Consider the following 14,815-nt stretch of genomic DNA (forward strand, 5'->3'; position numbering starts at 1 on the left):
TTAGCATCTTAAAAAGTGAAAACACCGTGCTCATAAAGCAAGCTAATGCCAATTCCAATCAGCACTATGCCACCAAAAATCTCCGCTTTTGATCTAAATTTTTGCCCAAGAAAATGACCGCTCTTTACGCCGAATAATGAAACGATAAAAGTAGTCAGTGCAATAATTACCATAGCCGAAAAAATATCGACAGAAAGAAAAGCAAAAGATATGCCAATTGCTAAGGCATCCACACTCGTAGCTAAACCCAAAGTCAATAAACGTTTCAAATTTATAGATGGCTCTACACTTGCTTCAGAGTCTGAATTTAATCCCTCACGCACCATATTAATGCCAATTAATGCAAGTAAAACAAAACCAATCCAATGATCCCAATTTTGAATCATTGAACTGAATTGTAAGCCTACAAAAAAACCTATTGCAGGCATGATACCTTGGAAAAACCCAAAACAGAGAGAAATATAAAGAGCTTGTTTCCAACGAAAAGATCTTAATACAATACCTTTAGAAATGGATACAGCAAAGGCATCCATTGATAAGCCCAGTGCAATAATACAAAGTGTATAAAAGCTCATAATTTAGAAATTATTTTCCAATACAGAAAGAGCTAAAAATATTACCTAGCAAGTCATCTGATGTGAATTCGCCTGTAATTTCACTCAAGTAAGTTTGAACTAAACGTAATTCCTCCGCTAAAAGTTCTCCTGCGTGAAATTCTGTAAGTTGAACCAAACCAATTTGTAAATGTTCTGCGGCTTTCTCAAGGGCATCTAAATGACGACGACGAGCTAAAAAGCCGCCTTCCATGCCTGTTTGGAAACCCATTGCTTGTTTCAAATGATCACGTAAAAGTTGTACACCATCATGTGTTTGAGCGGAAAGACTAATCATTTGATACCCGTCTTCTTCGCTTTCATTTGCTTGTTCGCCATTTAAATCAATTTTGTTTCGAACAATAGTGACAGGCAACGTTGTGGGTAATTTTGCTAAAAATTCTGACCGAACTTTACTTAAATCTGCACTTTCAGGATCGCTACTATCTAACATCAAAATAATACGATCGGCTTGTTCAATCTCCGTCCATGCGCGAGAAATGCCAATGCGCTCGACTTCATCGGTTGCATCTCGAAGACCCGCGGTATCAATAATATGCAATGGCATGCCGTCAATATGAATATGCTCACGCAATACATCGCGCGTTGTACCCGCAATATCCGTGACGATAGCCGCTTCGCGACCAGCAAGCGCATTAAGCAAGCTCGATTTGCCTGCATTCGGACGACCGGCAATCACCACTTTCATGCCTTCACGTAAAATAGAACCTTGTTTGGCTTCAGAGCGAACATCTTCTAACTGATTAATAATACCGCGTAAGTTTGCTTCAATTTTTCCATCCGCCAAGAAATCAATTTCTTCATCAGGAAAATCAATGCTCGCTTCCACATAGGTACGTAAGTAAATAACCGATTCAACTAATTCATTTACTTTCTTTGAAAATTCACCTTGCAAAGATTTTAATGCTGAGCGCGCTGCTTGTTCTGATGTCGCATCAATTAAATCTGCAATGGCTTCCGCTTGAGCAAGATCCAATTTATCATTCAAAAAAGCTTGTTCAGAAAACTCACCCGGTCTCGCCAAACGGATTCCATCAATTTGTAAAATACGTTTGAGTAATAAATCTAATACAACCTGCCCACCGTGACCTTGCAATTCTAATACATCCTCACCAGTAAATGAATTTGGTGATTTGAAGTAAAGGGCAATCCCTTGATCTAAAATAGTGCCATCAGCATCTTTAAAAGGGAGATAATCAGCCATTCTTGGCTTAGGACATTTCCCTAACACCGCTTGTGCAACTTCTGTTGCTAAAGGCCCAGAGACTCTTAAAATCCCAATGCCACCACGACCTGGCGCAGTAGCTTGAGCAACGATTGTTTCTTTCATAAAAAACCTATTATCACGTAGAGTAAGCATACTCTAGACTAATCGTAATATTACCCTATTGAGAAAATGTATATATTTACCAACAGCGCTATTACTATCATTAACCGTAGCAATATTTACCACGACTGATAAAACAAAGAAAGGCACTTTTGGTGCCTTTCTTTCCATTCATTTAAGATTATTTCTTACGAGAATGTAATCCCTTTTTCTCTAATCCACGGTAAATCAATTGCTGTTGTGCAATTGTAATTAAGTTAGAAACTAACCAATACAACACTAAACCAGCAGGGAACCATAAGAAGAAGAACATAAACACTAATGGCATAAAGTTCATCACTTTTTGCTGCATTGGATCAGCCACTGGTGTTGGCGACATTTTTTGCAACAAGAACATTGAGATACCCATTAAAATAGGGAAAATATAATAAGGATCTTGTGCTGATAAATCTTGAATCCAACCAAAGAACGGAGCATGGCGTAGTTCAACAGCTTCCATAAATGTCCAATACAATGCAATGAAGATTGGCATTTGAAGAAGAATTGGCAAACAACCACCAAGTGGATTTACTTTTTCTTCTTTATAAAGTTTCATCATTTCTTGGCTCATACGTTGGCGATCATCACCAAAACGCTCACGCATTTCTTGCATTTTAGGTTGCAACATACGCATTTTAGCCATTGAAGTATATTGTGCTTTCGTAAGTGGATACAAAATTGCTTTCACCACGATTGTTACACAGATAATCGCTAAGCCCCAGTTAGATACAATCCCTTGAATAAAGGTTAATAACCAGAATAACGGTTTAGCAATAAACCAAGCCCAACCGTAATCAACTGTTAAATCTAAATGGTTTGCTACGGTAGCCATTTGATTTTGAAGTTTAGGCCCAGTCCATAATGAACTTGTAATCGTCTCTTGACCACCAGCAGGAATTGTCACAACTGGACCACGATAACCGATTGAAGCGACATTATTTTTAGTATCTGTAATTGTGTAAAGTTGATTATTTACATCTTGATTAGGAATCCAGGCAGATACGAAATAATGCTGTAATACTGCAACCCAACCAGCTTTAGTATCAATAGAAAGATTATTATCTTTCATATCGCCAAAACTATATTTTTTATAGTTTGTTTCTGAAGAAGAATATGCGCCACCAGTATAAGTTGGCATTGCGACATTACCAGAGCTTTCAACAATAGAATGTTTTAATTGACCATAAGGCTCTACTTCAATAGCTTGACCACTTTGGTTATCAATCTTGTAATCTACGCCTAAATCATAGCTACCACGTTTTAATACGAAGATTTTTTGATAAGTTACACCATCTTTTTCAAAAAGAAGAGGCACAGAAAGAGATTCTTGACCATCTGCTAATTTAAAATTATCACCTTCAATTTGATATTGCGCACGACCGGAACGAGTATCGATACCGTTTTTACCAATTAAACCACTTTGCGCAATATACACATGTTCTTTGGTGTCTTTTAATAACTCAAACGGTGTTTTTGAATCCAATTCTGCATCATATTTTAATAATTCAGAACTAATTACATCACCGCCTAAAGTATCAACTTTCAAACGAAGTACATCGTTTTCAAGAGTAATAATACGGCCATGAGTTTGAGAATCTGCTACGACTTGTGAATTAGAAGAAGGAGAACTTGCCGGAACATCAGAATTGGCTGTCATTGAAGTTGTTTGCTCAGTTGGCACTTGTGGATTTTTATCCAACTGCCATTGCTGATAAACAAGGAAAGAAATAAAAATTAGCGCTAACACTAATAGGCTACGTCTTGAGTCCATTATTTTTTCTCATCGTTATTATTGATTTTAGGTGGAACAGGATCGAATCCACCAGCGTTCAAGGGGTGACATTTTAATACACGTTTTAGAGTAAGCCAACTACCTTTTAACAATCCATGTGTTTTTAACGCTTCAATGCCATAGCAAGAACAAGTGGGCACAAACCGACAACGAGGCCCGATAAGAGGACTAATAACAAGTTGATAGAAACGAATAAATCCAATTAAGATTTTTGCACCAAACGAATGTGTCGTTGCCATAATTTTTCTAAGATTTGCACAAAAGAGCTATTATCAAGCTTACCAATACCACCTTTTGCAACAAAAACAAAATCACATGCTGGTAAACGATGTTGCGATAAACGAAAACTTTCTCGTACTAAGCGTTTAATACGATTACGATCATGGGCTCGTTTTAAGTGTTTTTTAGCCACAGTCAAACCTAAGCGAGGATGCTCAAGATTATTTTTTCTGGCAAGGATGGTTATTTCTGGAGTGCTAGCTCTGAACGGTTGTTCGAAGACATTTTTGAATTGAACGGGAGTTAACAAACGTAACTCCCTTGAAAAGTTCAGCTTAACCACTAAGAACGGTGATTATGCAGATAAACTTTTACGACCTTTAGCACGACGACGCGCTAAAACTTGACGGCCATTTTTAGTTGCCATACGAGCACGGAAACCGTGAGTACGACTACGTTTTAATACAGAAGGTTGAAATGTACGTTTCATTGTAATCTACCTAAATCCAGATTATAAGTTAATAAAAATAGAGCGCAATTTTAATCATAAAATACGCGTTCGTCAAATAAGAAACGGAAATTTTTCGGGAAAAACTCTCGAACTTCCAAAATCGGGGGGATTATACGGATTTTTGTATAAATCTCAAGCCGATTTTTTAGAAGATCTTTCCACGCATTTATTGTAAAATCTCCGCCAATTTTTACCGCACTTTTCTCTATTACAAAAACAACAAGGATCCTTTTGTGAATCTCTCAAATCTTTGGCAAAGTTGCCTGTTACAACTTCAAGATCAAGTTTCGGCCAGCGATCTTAGCACTTGGCTTCGTCCTTTACAGGCTGATGTGGTGGCGGATAACCACATTGTTCTATATGCTTCTAATATGTTTGTGAAAGGTTGGGTAGAAACTCATTATCTCGCACAAATCCAGCAAATTTGTCAAACACTTGCACAAAATCCTGAACTTCGAATTTCTTTAAAAGAAGGGGTCAAACCTGCACCTAAAGTAGTAGAAAGTGCACCAAGTGGCAATCCTAAAACAGAAAGTGCGGTAGATTTTCAAGCTGAATCTAGTGCTTCAGTAAAATTTGAATCCCATCTAAATACTAAACACTTATTTGATAACTTTGTTGAAGGTAAATCGAACCAACTCGCACGTGCAGTTGGTCAAAAACTTGCTCAAGCGCCAGGTGAACCTTCAGCCAATCCATTCTTCTTATATGGTGGTACAGGTTTAGGGAAAACCCACTTATTACACGCGATTGGCAACGGTATTTTAGCCAATAAACCGAATGCGCGTGTGCTTTATATTCACGCAAATAACTTTATGCAACATATGGTAAAAGCAGTGCGTGATAATAAAATGGATCAATTCAAAAAATTCTATCGTTCTCTCGATGCGCTTTTAGTGGACGATATTCAATTCTTCGCTGAAAAAGAAAAAACTCAAGAAGAATTCTTCCATATATTCAATAACTTATTTGAAACTGGTCGCCAAATTATCTTAACATCGGATCGTTATCCTAAAGAAATTGAAAGAATTGAAGAACGTTTAAAATCACGTTTTGGCTGGGGCTTAACAACAGCCATTGAGCCGCCCGATCTTGAAACGCGTGTAGCGATTTTATTGAAAAAGGCAGAAGAACATAATATGAACTTGCCAGAAGAAGTCGCTTTCTTCATTGCTCAACGCTTGCGTACCAACGTGCGTGAACTTGAAGGGGCATTAAATCGAGTGAAAGCAATGCAAGACTTCAAAGGCGGTGACATTGATATTGATTTCGTGCGTGACACCTTAAAAGATATTTTGGCTCTGCAAGAACGCTTAGTTACTATTGAAAATATTCAAAAAGTAGTGGCTGAATATTATCGAATTAAGGTTTCAGATTTAAAATCAAAAAGTCGTGCGCGTTCAGTGACTCGTCCTCGCCAAATTGCCATGGCATTAGCAAAAGAATTAACAAACCGCAGTTTGCCTGAAATCGGTCGTGCCTTTGACCGTGATCACACGACCGTATTAAACGCTTGCCGCGAAGTACCAAAATTCCGCGAGCAAGATAATAGCATTCAAGAAGATTGGGCGAATTTAATCCGCACTTTGTCCGCATAAAAGGAGAACGCAATGCAATTTAGTATTTCAAGAGAAAATTTATTAAAACCGTTGCAACAAGTATGCGGCGTATTGAGTAATCGTCCAAACATTCCTGTGTTAAACAACGTGTTGTTGCAAATTGAAGACAATCTATTGACTATCACAGGCACAGATTTGGAAGTCGAATTATCGAGTCAAACTCAGCTTTCATCGTCTTCTGAAAATGGCACCTTCACGATTCCAGCAAAAAAATTCTTAGATATTTGCCGCACTTTATCTGATGATTCAGAAATCACGGTTACTTTTGAAGAAGACCGTGCACTAGTGCAATCTGGGCGTAGCCGTTTTACACTCACAACTCAACCAGCAGAAGAATATCCAAACCTCACGGATTGGCAGTCTGAAGTAGATTTTGAACTACCGCAAAATACCTTGCGCCGTTTAATTGAAGCCACTCAATTTTCCATGGCAAACCAAGATGCGCGCTATTTCTTAAATGGCATGAAGTTTGAAACAGAAGGCAATTTATTGCGTACTGTGGCGACAGATGGTCATAGACTTGCTGTCTGTACTATCTCACTTGAACAAGAATTACAAAATCATTCTGTGATTTTACCGCGTAAAGGCGTGTTAGAACTTGTTCGCTTATTAGAAACAAGCGATGAACCCGCGCGTTTACAAATCGGTACCAACAATTTACGTATTCATCTAAAAAACATTGTATTTACATCAAAATTAATTGATGGTCGTTTCCCCGACTATCGCCGAGTGCTGCCTCGTAACGCAACGAAAATTGTCGAAGGCAGCTGGGAAATCCTTAAACAAGCCTTTGTTCGCGCATCAATCTTATCGAATGAGCGTGTGCGTAGCGTACGTTTAAACTTAAGCGAAAACCAACTAAAAATTACCGCCTCCAACACCGAACATGAAGAAGCGGAAGAAATCGTCGATGTAAATTACAATGGCGAAGAATTAGAAGTGGGCTTTAATGTCACCTATATTCTTGATGTTTTAAATGCGCTTAAATGCAATCAAGTTCGCATGCGCTTAACTGATCCCTCTTCCAGTTGCTTAATCGAAAACTGCGAAGATAGCAGTAGCGAATATGTAATTATGCCAATGCGTTTATAATATGGCGATTTCGCGCTTACTGGTAGAAAAATTTCGTAACTTAACAGCCGTGGATCTTAATTTTGATCCCGGCTTTAACTTTTTGGTCGGTAACAATGGCAGCGGGAAAACGAGCTTATTGGAAGCAATTTTTTATCTTGGTCACGGACGCTCATTCAAAAGTGCGGTAACAAATCGCATCATTTCTTACGACGAACCTCACTTTACTCTATTTGGACAAATCCAAGAAAGCCAACATCAATGGTCAGTGGGGTTACAAAAACTTCGTCAAGGCAATACGTTAGTAAAAATTAACGGCGAAGATGGCAATAAAATTTCCGATCTTGCTCATCTTTTACCAATGCAATTAATCACCCCAGAAGGCTTAACCTTACTGAATGGTGGGCCAAGTTATCGTCGAGCATTTTTGGATTGGGGACTGTTTCACCATCAAACAAGTTTTTATGCTGCCTGGAGCAACCTTAATCGATTACTCAAACAAAGAAATGCAGCGCTTGCACAAAATCAGCCCTACTCCGCTATTAAAGTTTGGGATGTCGAGCTTGCCAAACTCGCTCATCAAGTGAGTCAATGGCGTGCCGACTATGCAGAAGCACTACGCCCTGAAATCGAGCAAACTTGCCAACTTTTCCTCCCTGAATTAGAAATTAATGTCAGCTTTCATCAAGGATGGGAAAAAAATACAGATTACGCAGAGGTTCTTGAGCAAAATTTTGAACGAGATCGTGCCTTAAATTACACATTTTCTGGACCTCAAAAAGCTGATTTTCGTTTCAAAGCACAGGGATTACCGGTGGAAGATGTACTTTCTCGTGGACAACTTAAACTTTTAATGTGCGCATTGAGACTGGCTCAAGGCGAGCATTTAATGAAAGAAAAGCAACGCCATTGTATTTTTTTAATCGATGATTTTGCATCGGAATTGGATCAATATAAGCGAGCATTATTAGCAGAACGATTACAACAAAGCGGTTCACAAGTGTTTGTTACCGCCATTACTCAAGAACAATTAAAAGAGATGCAAGTCGAAAACAGAAAAATGTTTTCAGTCGATAATGGAATCATTAAAACGTTAGATTAGATCAAAAAGTACGGTGAAAAATCACCGCACTTTTATCTTTTTAGCGCAAGAACGCTGGGATGTTTTTCTCGTATTCTGAGATTTTGTCTTCGTGTTGAAGGGTTAAACCAATATTATCCAAGCCGTTTAACAAACAATGACGGCGGAATTCATCCAGTTCAAAGTGATAGACTTTGTCACCTACGGTTACGGTCATCGCTTCTAAATCCACATGGATTTGTTTGCCTTCATTTGCCCACACCCATTGGAAAATTTCTTCTACTTCTTCTTCGCTTAAACGAATCGGTAACATGTGGTTATTTAAGCTGTTGTTGTAGAAAATATCCGCAAAACTTGGTGCGATCATTACTTTGAAACCGTAATCGGCTAATGCCCAAGGTGCATGTTCACGAGACGAACCACAGCCTAGGTTTTTACGTGCTAATAAAATGGTCGCGCCTTGATATTGTGGATAATTCAATACGAAATCAGGGTTTGGCTTGGTGCCTTCTACATCCAAATAACGCCATTCATGGAATAAGTGTTTACCGAAACCCACGCGGGTAATGGCTTGTAAAAATTGTTTTGGAATAATCGCATCAGTATCCACGTTTGCCGCATCCAATGGCACTACTAGGCCTGAAAGTTGTTTAAATCCTGCCATTTTCTGCTCCTTAGTTTAATGTTACGTCACGAATATCAACGAATTTACCGAACATTCCCGCAGCCGCTGCCATCGCAGGGCTCACCAAGTGAGTTCGTCCATTACGGCCTTGGCGACCTTCAAAGTTACGATTTGAAGTAGAAGCACAACGTTCCCATTCACCTAAACGGTCATCGTTCATTCCTAAGCACATTGAACAACCTGGATTACGCCATTCAGCACCTGCCTCAATAAAGATTTTATCCAAGCCTTCTTTTTCCGCTTGTTCTTTCACTAAACCGGAACCTGGTACCACTAAAATCCGTTTTACATTGTCGGCTTTTTTACGACCTTTCATCACTGCCGCTGCTGCGCGTAAATCTTCAATGCGCGAGTTGGTGCAAGATCCGATAAATACTTGATCAACTTTAACTTCTTTTAAATTAGTGCCAGCTTCTAAGCCAATATAATGTAAGGCTTTTTCCGCCGAAGCACGCTGTACAGGATCTGCCATTTCTTGCGGATTTGGTACGGTTTCATTCACAGAAATAACCTGCCCCGGGTTGGTACCCCAAGTTACTTGTGGTGCGATGTTTTTTGCTTCTAATGTTACCACCGTATCAAATTTTGCATCGTCATCAGATTTTAAGGTTTTCCAATAAGCAACAGCATCATCCCAATCTTTACCTTTCGGTGCGTGCGGACGACCTTTTAAGTATTCGAAAGTGGTTTCATCTGGTGCGATTAAGCCGGCTTTCGCGCCCATTTCAATCGCCATATTACAAACGGTCATACGGCCTTCCATAGAAAGATCACGAATCGCTTCGCCACAGAATTCCACTACATGGCCTGTACCGCCCGCCATAGTGGTTTTGCCGATAATGGCAAGAATAATGTCTTTGGCGGTAATGCCCGGTGCCACCTTGCCACGCACTTCAATTTTCATGCTTTTGGCGCGAGCTTGTTTTAAGGTTTGTGTGGCTAATACGTGTTCTACTTCGGAGGTGCCGATACCAAATGCCAAAGCACCAAATGCTCCGTGGGTGGCTGTGTGGGAATCACCACAAACAATTGTCATACCCGGTAAGGTTAATCCTTGTTCAGGCCCCATCACATGTACGATTCCCTGCTCTTTCGTTGTCATATCAAATAATTTAATACCCGTCGCTTTGGTGTTTTTATCAAGTTCTAACACTTGGATTTTCGCTTGTCCTTCAAGTTTGTTCACATCGCGTACTTGAGTAGAAATGCTGTGATCCATTGTGCCGAAAGTTTTATTCACTTGACGCACTTGGCGCCCCGCAACACGTAGCCCATCAAAAGCTTGCGGACTGGTTACTTCATGGATTAAATGACGGTTGATATACAAAATCGGCGTTTCGCCCTCTGCTTCATACACAATGTGCGAATCAAATAATTTTTCGTAAAGTGTTTTTGCCATAATATTTCTCAATTCGTTAGAGGCTTTTGTTAGGGTAAGTGCGGTTAAAATCCGAGGTATTTTTGAACCGCACTTTCATTGTTTTTTATTAGATTGCGTTAGCAATCAATGTGCCCATTTCCGCAGTTGAAACAGGTGTAGAGTCATCGGCTAAATCACCCGTACGGTGACCTTTTGCTAAGACTTTTTGTACCGCATTTTCAATGGCATCTGCGGCTTCGTTTAAGTTGAAGCTGTAACGCAGCATCATTGCCGCAGAAAGAATTTGTGCGATTGGATTAGCAATGCCTTTGCCTGCAATATCTGGAGCGGAACCGCCAGCCGGTTCATATAGGCCGAAACCTTCTTCGTTTAAGCTAGCGGATGGCAACATCCCCATAGAACCCGTGATCATCGCTGCTTCATCAGAAATAATATCGCCAAAAATGTTAGAGCAGAGTAGCACATCGAAAGACTCAGGCGCTTTGATTAACTGCATGGTCGCGTTGTCGATATAGATATGCTCTAAGGTGACTTCTGGATATTCTTTTGCAATTTCTGTCACGGTTTCACGCCATAAAATAGAAGACTGTAATACGTTCGCTTTATCCACAGAAGTGACTTTTTTATTGCGCTTCATTGCTGCCTCAAAAGCAGCTCTAGCAATACGCTCGATTTCATATTTGTAATACACTTCCGTATCAAATGCTTTGGTTTGTGCGCCTTCGCCCTCACGGCCTTTAGGCTGACCGAAATAAATTCCGCCTGTTAATTCACGAACCACCACCATATCAAAACCTTTCGCAGCAATATCAGCACGTAATGGACAGAATTTTTCGAGTCCTTTATAAAGGGTAGCAGGGCGGAGATTGCAGAATAATTTGAAATGTTTACGCAATGGTAACAATGCACCGCGTTCTGGTTGTTGATCCGGTGGTAAATTTGTCCATTTTGGGCCACCAACAGAACCAAACAAAATCGCATCAGCCTCATCACAACCTTTTAAGGTTTCTGCCGGTAATGGGCAACCGCAGTGATCAATTGCAGCGCCGCCTACATAAAATTCATTGAAGTTAAGTTTAAAACCGAATTTTTCTTGGACTTTGTTTAATACTTTAATGGCTTCAGCCATCACTTCCGGACCGATACCGTCTCCTGGTAGAACTGCGATGTTGTATGATTGCATATTGTTTTTCCTATTTCAGTCACACTAAAGTGCGGTTAATTTTTTCATATTTTCTCCCCTCTTTTATAAAGAGGGGAATTGGGTTAATGATATTTGTGGCTTTTAATATCGGCGACTTTATGCGCTCGATAAATCGCATTGATCGCGTGGACTAAAGCAAGTGCAGAAGATTCAACGATGTCTGTCGCTAAACCAACACCATGGAATTTACGGCCTTCATGTTCCACCACAATATCCACCTGACCTAAGGCTTCTGCGCCTTCGCCTTTGGCGGTTAAGTTATAGTGAGACATTTTGATTTCTAAGCCAGTTAAATTTAAGATGGCGTTGTAAACGGCATCCACTGGGCCATTGCCGCCAATTGAAGACGTACTTAATTTCTCGCCATCCAACTTCAATTGAACAAAGGCTGTTGCTGGATATTCTTTCGTTGAATGAGCAGAAAGTTTATCTAATACTAAACGATCTTCATCACCTTGTTGCATATCAATAAACGCCAATGCTTCCAAATCATAATCAAACACTTGACCTTTTTTATCGGCTAATTTTAAGAAGGCATCGTACAATTTATCCAAATCGTAATCTTGTTCGTTATAGCCCATATCCGTCATATGACCTTTTACCGCTGCACGACCAGAACGTGCAGTTAAATTCAATTTTTCTTTTTTCAAACCGATCGTTTCTGGAGACATGATTTCGTAGGTATTTTTGTTTTTCAACATACCATCTTGATGGATGCCAGAAGAGTGCGCAAAAGCATTTGAACCCACAATGGCTTTATTCGGCTGAATCGGCATATTGCAAAGCTGGCTAACCATTTGACTCACACGATGAATTTCTTGAGTATTGATACGAGTATCTACACCCATAAATTCTTGGCGAACTTTCATTGCCATCACCACTTCTTCCAAGGCGGTATTGCCTGCGCGCTCGCCGATACCGTTGATAGTACATTCAATTTGACGCGCACCATTTTGTACTGCAGTTAAAGAATTAGCGGTTGCCATACCTAAGTCATTATGGCAATGCACAGAAATCACAGCTTTATCGATATTTGGCACGCGATTGCGCACTTGAGCAATAATGTTGCCGTATTCATTTGGTAAACAAAAACCTACTGTATCGGGAATATTTACTGTAGTTGCACCTGCATTGATTGCGGCTTCTACAATTCGGCAGATATTATCAATACCTGTACGGCCGGCATCTTCGCAAGAAAACTCAACATCATCCGTATAATTACGTGCGCGTTTCACTGCTGCAACTGCCATTCCTACCACATCATCAAAAGAACGTTTTAATTTCGCTTCAACGTGCAATGCGGAACTTGCAATAAATGTATGAATACGGAATGCTTCAGCGACTTTCAATGCCTCGTATGCGGCATCAATGTCTTTATCTACAGCTCGAGATAACGCGGCAACACGAGAATTTTTGATATGACGCGCAATGGTTTGAACAGACTCAAAATCTCCTTGAGAAGAAACGGGGAACCCCACTTCCATTACATCCACGCCTAAACGTTCAAGTGCTAAAGCAATCTGTAATTTCTCTTTTACCGTCAAACTTGCTTTTAATGCCTGTTCCCCATCACGCAAAGTCGTATCAAAAATAATAACGCGATCTATCATAATTTATATCCTTCTTAAATCACTCCGAAAGTGCGGCGCATTTTCCTGTATTTTTTAGACAAAAAACCCGCAGCTTATAAAGTGCGGGTTTAAAATTGGGTATTTACATCTGATGTTTTTCATCCACAACTTAGCCGCACACAAAATGTGAGAGCAGCAGGTTGAGAGATAAAGAAACAATACGAGACATAAATAAAAATCCTTCTGTGTAAAACACTTTTCATATTACGAATAAAAAACTGGCTGTCAAACTATTTTTTAGCGTTTTATATCAAAAACAATCATCTCAACACAAAACAAAATATACATTTAACTAATAAATTCAAAATAAAAAGAATATTCAACCAAGTAGATTATAATCGGCAAATTTTTATTATTGAATTTTCTACATTTTCAAAATAAGAAAAATTTTGCAATTTTTTACTCATCAAAAAGAATTTTTGCGATCTATATCGCAAAATGCTTTCAAGTTAATCGTTTCTTTCACTCGTTTTTTCCATACTAAATTTTCAAATCAAAAAGGAAAAAGCATGCACGATATTACTTACACGCTACTCCGCCTAATGCAAGTCCCTAAACTTGGCGGAGTGGGCATTGATAAAATTTTATCCAATATTACGCTAGATGAGTTGCTCAATTATGATGATGTTGCTTTTCGACAAATGGGATGGGGAGCCATTCAAATTCGTCGTTGGTTCAAGCCTGAAACAAAATTTATTGAGCCAGCGCTAGAGTGGTCACAAAAAGAGGGAAATCATTTGGTGAATTATTTTTCCCCTTTTTACCCCTTTCTATTGAAACAGATAGCGAGCTTTCCTCCTCTGCTATTTGTAAAAGGAAATTTAACCGCACTTTCACAACGTCAAATTGCTATGGTGGGAAGTCGCTACTGCACAGCTTATGGTGAATATTGGGCTAAATATTTTGCTACGGAACTTTCATTGGCTGGCTTTACGATTACCAGTGGACTTGCGTTGGGAATAGATGGGCATTGCCATCAAGCAGTTGTTGATATTCAAGGACAAACCATTGCAGTTTTAGGAAGCGGATTAGAACAAATTTATCCCGTAAAGCATCGAAAACTTTCAGAACTCATTTTGCAAAACAACGGTACATTAGTTTCTGAGTTTTTACCAAACCAAGCACCAATTGCGATAAACTTCCCTCGTCGTAATAGGATTATTAGCGGGCTTTCGGTTGGGACATTAGTGGTTGAAGCCACGGAAAAAAGCGGCTCTCTGATTACCGCTCGGTATGCATTGGAACAAAACCGAGAGGTTTTTGCTGTGCCAGGCAATATTCAAAGTGAATTTAGCCAAGGTTGTAATCGTCTCATTAAACAAGGCGCAATGTTGGTGGAAAATGCAAAGGATATTTTGGAAACCCTCTACCAACATTCGATCCATAGCCAAACTGAAATCGATTTTGACCAGATCGCAGTGCCTAATTACACGCCACCACCCGATCCTCGCCGATTAGTAGAAGCCCCAAGTCACCCGAAACTTTACTCGCGTATCGGTTACACGCCTGTGAGCATTGATGATTTAGCTGAAGAATTTAACTTGAGTGTCGATGTTTTACTTGTTCAGTTGCTCGATCTTGAATTGCAAGATTTAATTTTGAATGAAAATGGACTATACAAGCGTGTCTAACGCTATAAAA

Annotated in this window: 14 protein-coding genes; 4 read left to right on the plus strand and 10 right to left on the minus strand. The window is 39.6% G+C overall.

The annotated features are described in order from the left end of the window. Positions 1–8: 8 nt before the first annotated feature. From KKW16_RS02815 to rpmH, 6 genes are all read right to left on the minus strand, one after another. A complete protein-coding gene (locus tag KKW16_RS02815) occupies positions 9–575 on the minus strand; it encodes a manganese efflux pump MntP (RefSeq protein ID WP_140450182.1) in 567 nt (188 codons plus the stop codon). 10 nt (positions 576–585) lie between these two features. Next, positions 586–1,944 carry a tRNA uridine-5-carboxymethylaminomethyl(34) synthesis GTPase MnmE gene (gene mnmE / locus KKW16_RS02820; protein WP_140524230.1) on the minus strand — a complete coding sequence of 453 codons (1,359 nt, stop codon included), beginning with the start codon at positions 1,942–1,944 and terminating at the stop codon, positions 586–588. Between the two features lie 178 nt (positions 1,945–2,122). Continuing rightward, a complete protein-coding gene (gene yidC, locus KKW16_RS02825; RefSeq protein WP_048954259.1) occupies positions 2,123–3,751 on the minus strand; it encodes a membrane protein insertase YidC in 1,629 nt (542 codons plus the stop codon). Continuing rightward, a complete protein-coding gene (gene yidD, locus KKW16_RS02830; protein WP_005631409.1) occupies positions 3,751–4,011 on the minus strand; it encodes a membrane protein insertion efficiency factor YidD in 261 nt (86 codons plus the stop codon). Before yidD ends, yidC begins: the two co-directional genes overlap by 1 nt. Next, entirely contained in the window at positions 3,975–4,334 is a 360-nt protein-coding gene (rnpA, locus tag KKW16_RS02835; RefSeq protein ID WP_032803246.1) for a ribonuclease P protein component, read from the minus strand. The genes yidD and rnpA overlap by 37 nt, the downstream gene beginning before the upstream one ends. A gap of 12 nt (positions 4,335–4,346) precedes the next feature. Further along, a complete protein-coding gene (rpmH, locus tag KKW16_RS02840; RefSeq protein ID WP_005539760.1) occupies positions 4,347–4,481 on the minus strand; it encodes a 50S ribosomal protein L34 in 135 nt (44 codons plus the stop codon). A 254-nt stretch (positions 4,482–4,735) separates the two neighbouring features. Between rpmH and dnaA the strand changes: the two genes are divergently transcribed. Genes dnaA through recF form a run of 3 tightly spaced genes read left to right on the plus strand, consistent with a single transcriptional unit; the run spans position 4,736 to position 8,294 of the window. Further along, positions 4,736–6,100 carry a chromosomal replication initiator protein DnaA gene (gene dnaA / locus KKW16_RS02845; protein WP_140450180.1) on the plus strand — a complete coding sequence of 455 codons (1,365 nt, stop codon included), beginning with the start codon at positions 4,736–4,738 and terminating at the stop codon, positions 6,098–6,100. Between the two features lie 12 nt (positions 6,101–6,112). Continuing rightward, entirely contained in the window at positions 6,113–7,213 is a 1,101-nt protein-coding gene (dnaN, locus tag KKW16_RS02850) for a DNA polymerase III subunit beta (protein ID WP_140524232.1), read from the plus strand. 1 nt (position 7,214) lies between these two features. Next, entirely contained in the window at positions 7,215–8,294 is a 1,080-nt protein-coding gene (gene recF, locus KKW16_RS02855; RefSeq protein WP_048954265.1) for a DNA replication/repair protein RecF, read from the plus strand. Positions 8,295–8,334: 40 nt separating this feature from the next. Here the strand turns inward: recF and leuD are convergent, their stop codons facing one another. The 4 genes from leuD to leuA all read right to left on the minus strand — a co-directional run bounded on the left by leuD (position 8,335) and on the right by leuA (position 13,153). Beyond that, positions 8,335–8,937 (minus strand): 3-isopropylmalate dehydratase small subunit, encoded by a 603-nt coding sequence (gene leuD, locus KKW16_RS02860; protein WP_048954267.1) that lies wholly within the window; start codon positions 8,935–8,937, stop codon positions 8,335–8,337. A 10-nt stretch (positions 8,938–8,947) separates the two neighbouring features. Continuing rightward, a complete protein-coding gene (gene leuC, locus KKW16_RS02865) occupies positions 8,948–10,357 on the minus strand; it encodes a 3-isopropylmalate dehydratase large subunit (RefSeq protein ID WP_048954269.1) in 1,410 nt (469 codons plus the stop codon). 88 nt (positions 10,358–10,445) lie between these two features. After that, on the minus strand, positions 10,446–11,522 hold the full coding sequence (leuB, locus tag KKW16_RS02870) for a 3-isopropylmalate dehydrogenase (RefSeq protein ID WP_048954271.1): 1,077 nt from the start codon (positions 11,520–11,522) through the stop codon (positions 10,446–10,448). Positions 11,523–11,605: 83 nt separating this feature from the next. Continuing rightward, positions 11,606–13,153 (minus strand): 2-isopropylmalate synthase, encoded by a 1,548-nt coding sequence (leuA, locus tag KKW16_RS02875; RefSeq protein WP_048954273.1) that lies wholly within the window; start codon positions 13,151–13,153, stop codon positions 11,606–11,608. Between the two features lie 530 nt (positions 13,154–13,683). Here leuA and dprA point away from each other — a divergent pair. Continuing rightward, positions 13,684–14,805: a DNA-processing protein DprA gene (dprA, locus tag KKW16_RS02880; protein WP_048954274.1), complete on the plus strand. Its 1,122-nt coding sequence runs from the start codon at positions 13,684–13,686 to the stop codon at positions 14,803–14,805. Positions 14,806–14,815: the final 10 nt, after the last annotated feature.

Origin of the sequence: Haemophilus sp. SZY H8, from assembly GCF_018829755.1 — a bacterium.
Classification (GTDB): Bacteria; Pseudomonadota; Gammaproteobacteria; order Enterobacterales; family Pasteurellaceae; genus Haemophilus; species Haemophilus haemolyticus_K.